The organism is Micromonospora sp. LOL_024 (assembly GCF_048060415.1).
In the GTDB taxonomy this organism is placed as follows: Bacteria; Actinomycetota; Actinomycetes; order Mycobacteriales; family Micromonosporaceae; genus Micromonospora.
Window position 1 is genome coordinate 70,021 of sequence record NZ_JBHMIS010000011.1, and the last position, 12,182, is coordinate 82,202.

The window sequence follows — 12,182 nt, forward strand, 5'->3', positions numbered from 1 at the left end:
GGACCGCCGTGATCCGGCCCCCCGTCGTAGGGCTGCCCGGCACCGTAACCCTGACCGGACCCATAGGGACGGTCGGACCCATGTGGCTGACCCGACCCATGTGGCTGCCCGGAGTCGTAGGGCCTCCCGCCCGGCCCGTAGGGCGGCTGCGGGTCGGTTGGCTTTCCCGAGCCGTACGCCTCACCGGGCCGTGGCTCGTGCCAAGGCTGCTGTGCGCCGCCCGGTGGTCCGTAGTTCGCCATACACGCCCTCCTAGGCCAGTCGGTGGAGCCGTCGAGTGTCCGACCCACTACGATGACCGCCGCCCACGTCACCGTAGTGTCTACGACAGGACCACCGAAGTGACGGACGGTCGGCTTTACGACCCAGGTCCGATCCCGCCGCGAGCGGCCTTGACCGTCAGATGAGCCTCAGCTGACGGTCCTTCGGTCGGCGCGGCCCGTCACTGTCGCCCAGGCGTTCGAACAGGCCCGGGTCGACCACGTCGAGGAACGGCGACGGGCGGCAGTCGCGCTCAGACCCGTGCCGGACCCGGCGGGCCGCGTGACTGACATAGAGCCGGTCCTGCGCGCGGGTCAACCCCACGAAGAAGAGCCGGCGTTCCTCGGCGACCGTATCGTCGTCGGGTGTGGTGCCGGGCCAGCGCAGCGGCAGCAGGCCGTCCTCGGCACCGACCAGGAAGACCACCGGGAACTCCAGCCCCTTCGCGGCGTGCAGGGTCAGCAGGGTGACCGCCTCGGCCCGGGGGTCGAGCGCATCCACCTCGGCCCCGGTGGCGAGTTGGGACAGGAACATCTCCATGTCCTCGCCACACCGGCGGGCCAGCGGCGTCAGCAGGTCGACCGCGGTCCGGACGTCCTCCGGGCGAACGCCACCCGAACCGTCGAGCGTGGGTGCGGCGAACCGCTCCGCGAGCACCTGGCCGGCGACGCGTACCCGGGCGGGCAGGGCACCGTCGAGACCCGATGCGTGCCGCAACTCGCGGGCGATCGCCACCACGCCGGGGCGGTCCCGCAGCCGGTCGTGCGAACGCTTCTGTACCGGAACGTTGGCCCGCGACAGGGCGTCCACGATGGGTGCGGCCTGCGAGTCGGTGCGGTACAGCACCGCGACGTCCGAGAAGGATAGCGTGGTCGACCGGCCGTCGATCCGGCCGGAGTCCAACGACCGGTGGGAGAGGCCACCGACCAGGTCGTCGACGGTGCGTACCACGAAGTCGGCCTCGTCGGCGACGGACGCCGCAGCGTACCGGCCGACCATCGGTGCCTCCGGGTCGAGCCGGGCCGGATCGAGCCGGCGGCCCCGGACCAGCGAGGACGGCGCGATGGCCTGCACCGCCGCGGCCAGGATCGGAGCGGAGGAACGGTAGTTGCGGTTCAACCGGACCAGTCGGGCATCGGTGAAGTCCTCCGAGAAGCGCAGGAAGTACCCGACGTCGGCACCCCGGAAGGAGTAGATCGCCTGGTCCGGGTCGCCGATCGCGCACAGGTTGCCGTCGGCGGGGCTGAGCAGGCGCAGCAACTCGTACTGCACCGCGTCGACGTCCTGGTACTCGTCCACGAATATCCACTGCCATCGCTGCCGGTATCGCTCGACCAGCGACCGGTCCTCCCGCAACAGCGCCACCGGCAGGGTGAGCAGCTCGTCCAGGTCGACCATGCCCAGCTTGCGCAGCAGGGCGGTGTAGCGGGTCAGGTCCGCGCCGGCGTCGGTGCGCGCCGCCGCCCGATCCGCGTCGTCGGCGACCCGGAAGCCATCCGGCAGGCCGGCGGCCTCGGCGTTCTCGTGCAGGATGGTCAGCCCCAGCGAGTGGAAGGTGCCGACGGTGACGTCCTCCGCGACCGGACCGAGCAGGCCGTCGAGACGGTGCTGCAACTCCTCGGCGGCTCGCCGGGTGAAAGTGATCGCCAGGCAATGCTCCGGGAACACGCTCAGCTCTGCGCAGAGGTAGGCGATCCGGTGGGTCAGCGTGCGCGTCTTGCCGGTGCCCGGACCGGCGACGATGAGCAGCGGACCGCCGGGTGCCGAAGCGGCGACCCGCTGCATCGCGTCGAGCCGGTCGAGTAGCCCGCTACCGACCTCCTCCATCCCGGCGAGCATCGGCTCGAACGGTTCGTGCGGCGAGGGCGGCGGTGCGATCGGCGGTGCCGGCGTGCGCCTCGGTTCGGGCCTGGCCGCCGGCCGTTTTGCCCTGGCGTCCGGCCTGACCGCCGGCTCCGTGGGCTGTCGCCGCGCCGGGACCGGCACGTCGAAAAGCGTCTCCTGCCCCGCCGACGTTCCGGCACCGCCCAACTCGGCGGGATCGAAAAGCGTGATCACGCCGTACTCGCCGTCGTACCCGGGTACCCGGCGTACCTCGCCACGGCGCAGCCGGCCGATTCCCTCGGCCAGCAACTCCCCGCCGACCCGGCTGATCTCGTCGACCGGCACGCGGGTCAGGATCTCCAGTTCCGAGCCGAGCGCGGCGACCAGCTCGGTGAGTTTCCCCTCTACCCTCTTGGAACGCGGGCCGACCTTGTTGAGCTCACCGAGGATCTCGGCGAGTTGGACCAGGTGGGTCACCTCGGGTGTGTGCTCCGGCCGGTACCCCTCGGGCCGGTCGGCCAGGTCCTCGACCCGGCTGAGCACCCCCACGGTCAGCGGCTTGCCGCACTCCGGGCAGCGTCCGCCGGTCTCCCGGGTCTGCTCGGGCGCCCAGTTCACCCCGCACAGCCGGTGGCCGTCCGCGTGGTACTTGCCCTCCTCAGGGAAGAACTCGATCGTGCCGGCCAGCCCGGCGCCGGTACGCAGCGCCTCGCGAACGCCGAAGTAGTCCCGGGTCGAGGCGAACACCGTCGCCTCGCGGGCCAGCGCGGGGGGTGAGTGCGCATCCGAGTTGGAGACCAACCGGTACCGGTCCAGGCTACCGACCCGCCAGTTCATCTCGGGGTCGGAGGAGAGCCCCGTCTCCACCGCGAAGATGTGATCGGCCAGGTCGGCGTAGCAGTCGGCGATCGCGTCGAAGCCGGACTTCGAGCCCAGCGCGGAAAACCACGGTGTCCAGATGTGCGCCGGGACGAGGTACCCGTCGTCGCTGGCCTCAAGAGTGATCTCCAACAGGTCCCGCGAGTCCAGGCCGAGGATCGGACGACCGTCCGAGCCCAGGTTGCCGATCCGGCCCAAGGCGGCGTTGAACCGGCCCACCGCGTCCAGGTCCGGCAGGTAGACCAGATGGTGGACCTTGCGGGTCCGGTCGTCACGCTTGTAGATGGTGGAGATCTCGACGCTGAGCATGAACCGGACCGGGTCGCTCTCCGCCTCGCTGGACAGCCGGGGCGGCAGCCGGCGGGCGATGTCCCGCTCCGCCTCCGGCGACAGCCGGTACAGGCCCGGCTCGGCGGGATGCAATGTCTCACGCAGGTGGTCGTACCAGGCGGGATGGGTGAAGTCGCCGGTGCCCAGGAGCGCAATGCCCTTGCGTCGCGCCCACCAGCCGAGGTTCGGCAACGTCAGGTCGCGGCTACACGCCCGCGAGTACTTCGAGTGGATGTGCAGGTCCGCGACGAACGGCGGAAGGCCACCGGGGGGTAGGGCGCTGAACGGGGGCACGCCGCATCCTGCCACGCCAGGCCGCGATCCCGCGCGTCGCCACGCTACAAAGGTGAGCTGCGCTATGCCGAGCGAAGCTCGACGAGGGTGATCTGAGGCTCTGCGCCGACCCGCACCGGCGGGCCCCAGAAGCCGGCGCCGTTGGTGACGTAGACCTTCGTCCCGTCCACCTCGCCCAGTCCGGAGACCACCGGTTGTTCGAGCTTGACCATCAGGTTGAAGGGGATCATCTGGCCGCCGTGCGTGTGGCCGGACAGTTGCAGGTCGACGCCGTACCGCGCGGCCTCCAGCGCGGCCACCGGCTGGTGGGCCAGCAGCACCACCGGTCGGGACGGGTCCCGGTCGGCGAGCGCCGCAGCGTAGTCCGGTGGTGCGGACACCCCACTGCCCACCGCGGAGACGTCGTTGACCCCGGCCAGGTCGAGGACGCCACCGCCGGCTGCGATCTCCAGCCGCTGGTTCTGGAGTACCCGCAGCCCGAGCCGGTCGACCTCGGCCACCCACTCCTCCACGCCCGAGTAGTACTCGTGGTTGCCGGTGACGAAGTAGCTGCCGTGTCGGGAACGCAGGCCCCGCAGCGGTGCCGCGGCCTCACCCAGCTCGGCCACCGTGCCGTCGACAAGGTCACCGACCACGGCGACGATGTCGGCGTCCAGCCGGTTGATCGCGGCCACGATCTGTTCGGTGTGCGCCCGGCCGCGCAGCGGCCCGATGTGGATGTCGGAGACGGTGGCGATGCGTAGGCCGTCCATGCTGCGCGGCAGCTTGGCCAGCGGGATCTGCACCCGGTCCAGCTGCGGCGGGCCCATCGCGGTGCGTACGCCGTAGCCGACCAGTCCGGCGGCGGTGAGGCCGGCGAAGATCGCGGCTCCCCGGGCGAGCAGCAGGCGACGGCCCGGATCGTGGTCCGGCCCGATCGCCCCGGCGGCCGGCGGCTCGGCGGGGACGTCGGTCGAGGGCGCCGCGGCGATCGGCGTCCGCCCGCCGGTCGCGGCCGGCCCATCGGCCGACGGTGCGGGTCCGAGCGCGTCGCCCGAGCCGACCAGTACCGGCTCGGGCGCGGCCACGACCCCCCGGCGGCGCAGCACCAGTCGCGTCACCAGCAGCGGAATCTCCATCGCGACGAGCAACACCAGCAGGTAGAACATCAGCGCCAGCCAGAGGTAGCCCGGCCAGGCGAGCCAGTACATTCCAGCCTGAGTGCCGACCATGGTCGCCGGTACGAGCAGCGCCAGCACCACCGCGGTGACCGTACCGGCCCGCCGCCGGCGCCCCATCGTGGTGGTGTCCCTTACCAGCCGCTTCCAGAGGTAGAGATGGATCAGCCCGGTGACCAGGGCAAGGGTGACCACGAAGCCGAGTACCGCGAACACGTCTGGTTCTCCCTCAGCCACCGGCGAAGGGAGGCAGGACGTCGATCGTCGCCCCGGCCGGCAGCGGCTTTTGCCGATCATGACAGGTCACGCCGTCGACCATAAAACTCGACACCGCCAGCACCGGCACCATCCGCCCGCCGTGCCGCTCGGCCAGCTCCGCCAGCAACTCCTCCAGCGACCTGCCGGCAGAGGTGGTCTCCTCGGCGCGACCGGCGGCGGCCCGCGCCCCGGCGAAGTAACGGACGGTGACGCTCGCCATCATCAGCCTCCGATTGCCGACATCGGCCGGGTCGGTTGCAGGAACGATGGGTCGTCGATGCCGTGTCCGGCCCGCTTGCCCAACGTCGCCGCCTGCCAGCGCCGGGCCAGCTCCTCGTCGTCGGCGCCGGCCCGCAACGCGCCGCGTAGATCCGACTCGTCCTTGGCGAACAGACAGTTACGGATCTGGCCGTCGGCGGTGAGCCGGGTCCGGTCGCAGTCGCCGCAGAACGGCCGAGTGACCGTGCCGATCACCCCTACCCGGGCCGGACCGCCATCGACCAGCCAGGTCTCGGCTGGTGCCGCGCCACGCTCGGTCGGGTCCCGGCTCAGGTCGTACGCCGTCCGAAGCGTGACCAGGATCTCCTCGGCGGTCACCATGGCCGCCCGGTCCCACCCGTGCTGGGCGTCCAGCGGCATCTGCTCGATGAACCGCAGCTCGTAGCCGTGGTCGAGAGCGAAGCGGAGCAGCGCCGGTGCCTCGTCGTCGTTGACGCCGCGCATCAGCACGGCGTTGATCTTGACTGGGGTGAGGCCGGCGTCGGCAGCGCCGGCCAGACCGGCCAGTACGTCGGGCAGCCGGTCCCGACGGGTGAGCTGGCTGAACCGCTCACGGTCCAGCGTGTCCAGCGAGACGTTGACCCGGTCAAGGCCGGCGGCGCGTAGCGCCGGTGCGAGACGTCCCAGGCCGATTCCGTTGGTGGTCAACGAGATCCTGGGACGCGGGTCCAACGCGGCGACGGCCGTGACGATGCCGATCAGGCCGGGCCGGATCAGCGGCTCACCCCCGGTGAACCGCACCTCGTTCACCCCGAGCAGGCACACCGCGACCCGGATTAACCGGATCACCTCGTCGTCGGTGAGCAGTTGCGGCCCGGCGAGCCAGGGCAACCCCTCGGCGGGCATGCAGTAGGTGCAGCGCAGGTTGCACTTGTCGGTCAGGGACACCCGCAGGTCCCGGGCGACACGGCCGAACCGGTCGACGAGGACGTCGCCGGTCGGCGGGGGCAGGCTCACCCGTCGACCGTAGCGCGCCCGACCCCGCTCAGGGCGTCCCGAGCGCTGCGGGTTGCCGAATCACGGTACGCCGCGCCGAAAACGGCGGTGTGCACGAGCAGCAGATGCAGCTGGTGCAGTGGCACCCGGGCCTGCCAGCCGTCCGCCAGCGGCCAGGTCTCCTGGTAGGCCGCCAGGATCCGCTCCCGATAAGGCGGACCGCCGAAGAGCGTGAGCTGTGAAAGGTCTGTCTCCCGGTGGCCGCCGTGCGCCGCCGGGTCGACCAGCCAGGCCCGGTCGTCGCTGCCCCAGAGCACATTGCCCGGCCAGAGGTCGCCGTGGATCCGGGCCGGCGGCTCGTCGCCGCCCAACTCGTCGACCCGGGCCACCACCTGCTCGACCAGCGCCGCATCCATGCCGTTGAGAGCTCCACCGTCGACCGAGCGCCGAAGGTACGGCAGCAGCCTGGTCCGGGCGAACCACTGCGGCCAGGAGCCCTCGTGCGGCGTGTTGTCCGCCGGTAGCGCACCGATGAACCCCGGCCACGGCGCGCCGAACGCCGGGGCGCCGGCCCGATGCAGTCCGGCCAGTTCCCGGCCGAACCGTTCGGCTGCCTCCGGGCTCGGCTCACCCGGTTCGACCCACTCCAGCGCCAGCAGGTCGGGTAGCGCCACCAGCACCTCCGGTACGGCCACCGCCCCGGCCTCGCCCAGCCAGCGCAGTCCGGCCGCCTCGGTGGCGAAGAAGCCCTCCGGCAGCGGCCGCCCCGCCTCCGATGGCCAGGTCTTCGCGAACACCGACTGGCCGTCGTCCAGAGTCAGCCGGGAAGCCGCGCAGATGTTGCCGCCGGACACCGGCGTCTCCCGGATCCGCTGGTGGGTCAGGAAGGTCGGCAGGTGCTCGGGATGCGCCCGCAGGTACGCCAGATCCATCCTGGCAACGTATCGCCTGAAGTGTAGGAGGGTCCCCGGTAAACGCCTGTCCAAGCGCAAGCCGATCCGCTGCGAACTGCGAAGATACTCTCCGTGTCTGTGGACAACCCGCGTGTCGTCCACAGGGGCGGCGGCGCTGGCCGCTCGGCTCGCAGGCTTCCTGCATGAACTCGACCGACCTGCCCCGGCTCACCGTCCGCTCTCCCGCCGACCTCATCGCCGCCGTGCCGTATCTGCTCGGCTTCCATCCCGCCGACAGCGTCGTGGTGGTGGCGATGTCCGGCCCGCGGATCGTCTTCGTCGCGCGCGGCGACCTGCCGGGCGAGGCAGATCCCTACGAGCCGGGTCAACACATCGCCGCCGTGACGGCCCGTCAGGGTGCCGAGTCGGCCACCGTGATCGGGTACGGTCCGGCTGCCCAGGTGACCCCGGCGGTCGACGCGGTACGGGCCGCGCTGGCCGCCGTCGGGCTCACCGTCCTCGACGCCCTGCGGGTCACCGACGGGCGGTGGTGGTCGTACGTCTGCGCTCAGCCGGAGTGCTGCCCGCCCGCAGGCACCCCGTACGACCCGCAGGCGAGCACCCTTCCAGCGGCGGCAGTGTTTGCCGGCCAGGTCGCGCTACCCGACCGGGCGGCGCTCGCCGCACAGGTCTCCCCGGTCAGCTCGGCGACCATGCGGGAGGCCACCGAACGGGCGGAACGACGAATCGCCGACCTGCTGGCATCGGCACCCCCTACCGACCTGCTCGGCGGGCGGGCTCTGCGGGCGGCCGGGGTTTCGGCGATGCGGGACCTTCGCCGGAAGCACCGCGACGGTGAGCGGCTGACCGACGACGAGTTGGCCTGGCTCTGCCTGCTCCTGACCCACCTCCCGGTACGTGACCAGGCATGGGAGCGCACCGACGGCCGAGACGAGGACCTCGCGTTCTGGGCGGAGGCGCTGCGCCGGGCCGACCCGGCGCTGACCGCCGCCCCGGGGGCGCTGCTCGCGTTCGCCGCGTGGCGCGCGGGTCAGGGCGCGCTGGCTGCCGTCGCGTTGGAACGGGTGCTGGCCGAGCATCCCGAATACTCGCTCGCGCTGCTGCTGGACGATCTGCTGCGCCAGGGCGTAAGCCCGTCCCGCCTGGACGGCTGGCCGGCAACCGGTAGACCGAGGGCGCCGCGTCGCGCCCGGCGCCGACCGCGATGAATAATCGACCTCTATGTTCGAGTTGATCGCCGGTACGGCATGAGCGTTGCGCTGCTGCTGTCCCTCGCCGGCCTGGCGCTGATCGACAGCACCAGCATCGGCACCCTGTTCATTCCCGTCTGGCTGTTGCTCGCCCCGGGGCCGGTGAGCGTTCGACGGGTGCTGACCTACCTCGGCACCATCACCGGCTTCTACTTCCTGGTCGGGTTGCTGCTCTACTTCGGCGGCAGCGGTCTGGCCGAGCGTCTCGGCGGTGCGCTCGACAACCGGCCGGCGCTCTGGTTGCAACTGGCCCTGGGAGTCGGGTTGTTCGTGCTCAGCTTCCGATACGACGGCAAGCGGGGCGCGGGTACCGGCCGGGTACTGCGCTGGCGGGAACGGGCGACCGCCGCCGACTCGTCACCGCGCTGGCTGGTCGGGCTGGCGTTGTTCGCCGCGCTCGCCGAGGTGGCCACCATGCTGCCGTACCTCGGCGCGCTGGGCCTGCTGACCACCTCGGGCCTCGCCGTGCCGACCGTGCTGGCCCTCCTCGGCGGGTACTGCCTGGTAATGGTGCTGCCGGCGACGCTGCTGCTCGGCGTGCGGATCGCCTGGCCGGGGCTGGTCGAGCCGGTGCTCAACCGGTTCAACGCCTGGATCGTCAGGTCGTCTGGGAGCATGCTCGGCTGGGTGGTGGGCATCGCCGGTTTCCTGATCGCCCGGGACGCCGCCGTCCGGCTGGAGCTGTTCGAGATGTTCGCCCGTCGCTGACAGCGGGACGGATCACCCGGTGACCCGGTGGGCGGCGGTGTAGACGTTCATCGTCCGGCCGCGTAGGAAGCCGACCAGGGTCAGCCCCGCCTCGTTGGCCACGTCGACCGCGAGCGTGCTGGGGGCGGAGACCGCGGCGAGTAGCGGCGCGCCGGCCATCCACGCCTTCTGGGTCAGCTCGAAGCTGGCCCGGCCGGACACCAGCAGCACGTGGCCCGAGAGCGGCAACCTGCGATCGCGTACCGCCCAGCCGACCACCTTGTCCACCGCGTTGTGCCGGCCCACGTCCTCGCGCAGCACCACCAGGTCACCGTCGGCGTTGAACAGACCCGCCGCGTGTAGGCCGCCGGTGCGGTCGAAGCCCCGCTGTCCGGCCCGCAACCGCTGCGGCAACTCGGCGAGCAGCTCCGCCGGCACGCTCAGTGGGTCGTCGCTGACGTCAAAGAGCGACCGGGCACGGATGGCGTCGATGTTCGCCTTGCCGCACACCCCGCAGGCGCTGGTGGTGTGGAAGTGTCGGGTGGCGTCGGTCACCGGATCTGGCACGCCGGCGGCCAGCGTCACGTCCACCACGTTGTAGGTGTTCGGGGTATCCGGGCCGGCACACAGCTGAGCCGTCGACACGTCGTCCGTCGACCGGACCAGCCCCTCGGTGAGTAGGAAACCGATGGCGAGATCGAGGTCGGCGCCGGGGGTGCGCATGGTGACGGTCAGCGGTGGGCGCCGACCCGGCCCGGCCGGACCGACCCGGATCTCCAGCGGTTCCTCGGCGGTCAGGGTGTCTGGCCGGCGTACCCGGGCACGCCCGGTCTCCGTAGCGTCCAGGTCCACCCGCAACACGTCACGTCGCTCACTCGCCCGTCCCACCCCGCCATCCTCTCCCGCCGCCCTCGTCCGGACCTCGCCACACCCGCCACTGCCCCTACCGACCTGGGGGAGCGCAGGCGCGCGGCGGGGGAGGATCCCGGGGTACGACGGGCGGCTACCGTGACGCCGTGAGGACGTACGCAGCGGTGGTGCTCGCGGGTGGCGCGGGGCGACGGATGGGCGGGCGGGACAAGTCTGCGCTGCCCGTCGGTGGTGTGCCGATGCGGGAGCGGGTGCTCGCGGCGGTCGGGGACGCCTCGCCCCGGATCCTGGTGGGGGCCGGGCCGGCGCCCGCCGGGGTACGGCTCACCCGGGAGGTGCCGCCCGGCGGCGGGCCGGTCGCCGCCATCGCCGCGGGAATCGCCCTGCTCGACGTCGACGTGCCGGCCGTGGCCCTGCTCGCGGCCGACCTGCCGCTGCTGACCCGGTCCGCCGTCCGCCGGTTGCTGCGCTACCTCGATCACGCTGATCTCGACCGTCGGGCCGGCTGTGGCGGAACGCCGACCGGCAGCGACGGGGCGTGTTTCGTGGACACCTCGGGCCGGTGGCAGACGTTGTGCGGGGTGTGGCGGCCGGACGCGCTGCGTACCGCCCTCGACCGGCTCGCTGGGCGGCGCGGTGAGCTGGCCGGCGCGTCGCTTCGGGAACTCCTCGCCGGACTGGCCGTACGCGAGGTGACGTGGACCTGCGACGGCCCGGAGCCCTGGTTCGACTGCGACACTGAGGGTGACGTACGCCGGGCAGAGGAGTGGACGCGATGACGGTGCTGGACGATTGGGTCACGGCGGTCTGCGCGGAGCTGGGTCTCGATCCGGCGCAGGTGCCGGTGCCGACGGTGCTGGACCTGGCCCGGGACGTGGCCCACCAGGTGCTGCGGCCGGGCGCCCCGGTCACCGCGTACCTGCTCGGGCTGGCTGTCGGGCGTGGTGCTGATCCCGCCGCGACCGCTGCCCGGCTCGCCGGGCTGGCCGGCGCCTGGCCGGTCGAGTCGGGCGGCGATCGGCAGCCTCATCCGGACCCGGCCGGGCCGGCTCCACGGGCCGACTGACCGCCGTTGTCCGATCACGGTCCGCGCTGATCCTTCCCACCGGCCGGCTGGGTAGGGTGACCGCAACGGACGGAGGCGATCATGACGGCAGACCACCCCTCGGCGCCGCCCGGTGCGCCGGCGCACCACGAGTCGATTCTGCTCGACGAGCCGAGCACGGCCGACCTCAGGGCGAAGGTGACCCAGGCGTGGCGGGAGTTCGCCCGAGCGTTGGCCGACCGGCTGGCCGCGCTGCCGGCGGGCGCGAATCTGGAGTTGACGCTCGACCCGACCGCCTCCGGCACCGACGACGCCGTCTACTCCGTCTACGTCGAGGTGGGCGCGGACGGACTGCTGGCCGCCCGGGCGGTGGGCAACGCGACCCTGCCGCAGGGCTACCGGCTGGATCGCGGGGCGGTCGCCGACATGATCGCGCTGGGCTGGTCGCCGCCGGGTGTGGTGAAGGGATCGGGAGACCAGTTCGGCGCGGACTACCCGACGGGCGAGGCCACCCGGCTGGCCGCCATGCTCTCGCGTACCCTGCGCGACGTCTACGGTGCGCCACATCCGGCCTTCCTGGTCTACCTGGTTTCCGATGCCGAGGGCGAGCCGCTGCCCGGGCCGCCGCTGGGAACCGCGCGCAGCGATGACGGGCTGGGCCGGGCGATCGGCACCGAGTTGGAGGAGGTGCTGGCCGCCGCCGGCGAGGCCGGCGCGGACACCGAGGTGCTGGAGTTGGCCGAGCGGGTCCGTACCGTCGTCTCGACCATGCTCAAGTCGGACTCCGATCGGGTCCAGGTCGACTCCGACGGCGACATCAACATCCGGGCCGGCTCGGCAATGGTCTTCGTCCGGGTCCGGGACAACCCACCGCTGGTCGACGTGTTCTCCCCGGTACTCACCGAGGTCGAGCCCACCGAGCGGCTCTACGTGAAGCTCTCCGAGCTGACCAACCGGATGCCGATCGGGCGCCTCTACTGCGCCGACGACACCGTGTGGGCGTCAATTCCGGTCTTCGGCCGCAACTTCCAGCCCACTCATCTGATGCTGGCGGTGCAGGTGATGACCGGGCTCGCCGACGAGTTGGACGACCGCCTGCACGGCGAGTTCGGTGGCAAGCGCTTCTTCGGCGAAGGCGACAAGCCTGGGCGCGGTGAGCACCGCACCGGCATGTACCTGTGAGGCGGGTGGGGCCCGG

The 12,182-nt window shown here is 72.1% G+C and carries 11 protein-coding genes; 5 read left to right on the top strand and 6 right to left on the bottom strand.

Features of this window, described 5'->3' with window-relative positions; all coding sequences use genetic code 11:
* Positions 1-399: 399 nt before the first annotated feature.
* From ACFHWY_RS14405 to ACFHWY_RS14425, 5 genes are all read right to left on the bottom strand, one after another.
* Positions 400-3,588 carry a UvrD-helicase domain-containing protein gene (locus tag ACFHWY_RS14405; RefSeq protein ID WP_416580689.1) on the bottom strand — a complete coding sequence of 1,063 codons (3,189 nt, stop codon included), beginning with the start codon at positions 3,586-3,588 and terminating at the stop codon, positions 400-402.
* Positions 3,589-3,650: 62 nt separating this feature from the next.
* Entirely contained in the window at positions 3,651-4,961 is a 1,311-nt protein-coding gene (locus ACFHWY_RS14410) for a metallophosphoesterase (protein ID WP_416580690.1), read from the bottom strand.
* 13 nt (positions 4,962-4,974) lie between these two features.
* Positions 4,975-5,223 (bottom strand): MoaD/ThiS family protein, encoded by a 249-nt coding sequence (locus ACFHWY_RS14415; RefSeq protein ID WP_416580691.1) that lies wholly within the window; start codon positions 5,221-5,223, stop codon positions 4,975-4,977.
* Between the two features lie 2 nt (positions 5,224-5,225).
* Positions 5,226-6,239 carry a GTP 3',8-cyclase MoaA gene (gene moaA / locus ACFHWY_RS14420; RefSeq protein WP_416580692.1) on the bottom strand — a complete coding sequence of 338 codons (1,014 nt, stop codon included), beginning with the start codon at positions 6,237-6,239 and terminating at the stop codon, positions 5,226-5,228.
* On the bottom strand, positions 6,236-7,150 hold the full coding sequence (locus tag ACFHWY_RS14425) for a fructosamine kinase family protein (protein WP_416580693.1): 915 nt from the start codon (positions 7,148-7,150) through the stop codon (positions 6,236-6,238). The genes moaA and ACFHWY_RS14425 overlap by 4 nt, the downstream gene beginning before the upstream one ends.
* Positions 7,151-7,314: 164 nt before the next feature.
* On the opposite strand from ACFHWY_RS14425, the gene ACFHWY_RS14430 reads away from it, so the two are divergent.
* Both ACFHWY_RS14430 and ACFHWY_RS14435 read left to right on the top strand, forming a co-directional pair.
* Positions 7,315-8,340 (top strand): DUF4192 domain-containing protein, encoded by a 1,026-nt coding sequence (locus tag ACFHWY_RS14430; protein WP_416580694.1) that lies wholly within the window; start codon positions 7,315-7,317, stop codon positions 8,338-8,340.
* Between the two features lie 39 nt (positions 8,341-8,379).
* The gene (locus ACFHWY_RS14435; protein WP_416580695.1) at positions 8,380-9,090 is read left to right on the top strand and encodes a GAP family protein; all 711 of its coding nucleotides are present in this window, start codon (positions 8,380-8,382) and stop codon (positions 9,088-9,090) included.
* 12 nt (positions 9,091-9,102) lie between these two features.
* Here ACFHWY_RS14435 and fdhD read toward each other — a convergent pair whose 3' ends face one another.
* Positions 9,103-9,957 carry a formate dehydrogenase accessory sulfurtransferase FdhD gene (gene fdhD / locus ACFHWY_RS14440; RefSeq protein WP_416580696.1) on the bottom strand — a complete coding sequence of 285 codons (855 nt, stop codon included), beginning with the start codon at positions 9,955-9,957 and terminating at the stop codon, positions 9,103-9,105.
* A gap of 128 nt (positions 9,958-10,085) precedes the next feature.
* On the opposite strand from fdhD, the gene mobA reads away from it, so the two are divergent.
* The 3 genes from mobA to ACFHWY_RS14455 all read left to right on the top strand — a co-directional run bounded on the left by mobA (position 10,086) and on the right by ACFHWY_RS14455 (position 12,166).
* The gene (gene mobA / locus ACFHWY_RS14445; protein WP_416580697.1) at positions 10,086-10,718 is read left to right on the top strand and encodes a molybdenum cofactor guanylyltransferase; all 633 of its coding nucleotides are present in this window, start codon (positions 10,086-10,088) and stop codon (positions 10,716-10,718) included.
* On the top strand, positions 10,715-11,005 hold the full coding sequence (locus ACFHWY_RS14450; protein WP_416580698.1) for a DUF6457 domain-containing protein: 291 nt from the start codon (positions 10,715-10,717) through the stop codon (positions 11,003-11,005). The genes mobA and ACFHWY_RS14450 overlap by 4 nt, the downstream gene beginning before the upstream one ends.
* 81 nt (positions 11,006-11,086) lie before the next feature.
* The gene (locus ACFHWY_RS14455) at positions 11,087-12,166 is read left to right on the top strand and encodes a T3SS (YopN, CesT) and YbjN peptide-binding chaperone 1 (protein WP_416580699.1); all 1,080 of its coding nucleotides are present in this window, start codon (positions 11,087-11,089) and stop codon (positions 12,164-12,166) included.
* The last annotated feature ends 16 nt before the right edge of the window (positions 12,167-12,182 follow it).

Excerpts from the sequence above, each read along its gene's own strand:
- ACFHWY_RS14415 (WP_416580691.1), bottom strand. The coding sequence starts at position 5,223 with ATGGCGAGCGTCACCGTCCGTTACTTCGCCGGGGCGCGGGCCGCCGCC.
- ACFHWY_RS14435 (WP_416580695.1), top strand. The coding sequence starts at position 8,380 with ATGAGCGTTGCGCTGCTGCTGTCCCTCGCCGGCCTGGCGCTGATCGAC.
- ACFHWY_RS14455 (WP_416580699.1), top strand. The coding sequence starts at position 11,087 with ATGACGGCAGACCACCCCTCGGCGCCGCCCGGTGCGCCGGCGCACCAC.
- ACFHWY_RS14430 (WP_416580694.1), top strand. The coding sequence starts at position 7,315 with ATGAACTCGACCGACCTGCCCCGGCTCACCGTCCGCTCTCCCGCCGAC.
- ACFHWY_RS14425 (WP_416580693.1), bottom strand. The coding sequence starts at position 7,150 with ATGGATCTGGCGTACCTGCGGGCGCATCCCGAGCACCTGCCGACCTTC.
- ACFHWY_RS14450 (WP_416580698.1), top strand. The coding sequence starts at position 10,715 with ATGACGGTGCTGGACGATTGGGTCACGGCGGTCTGCGCGGAGCTGGGT.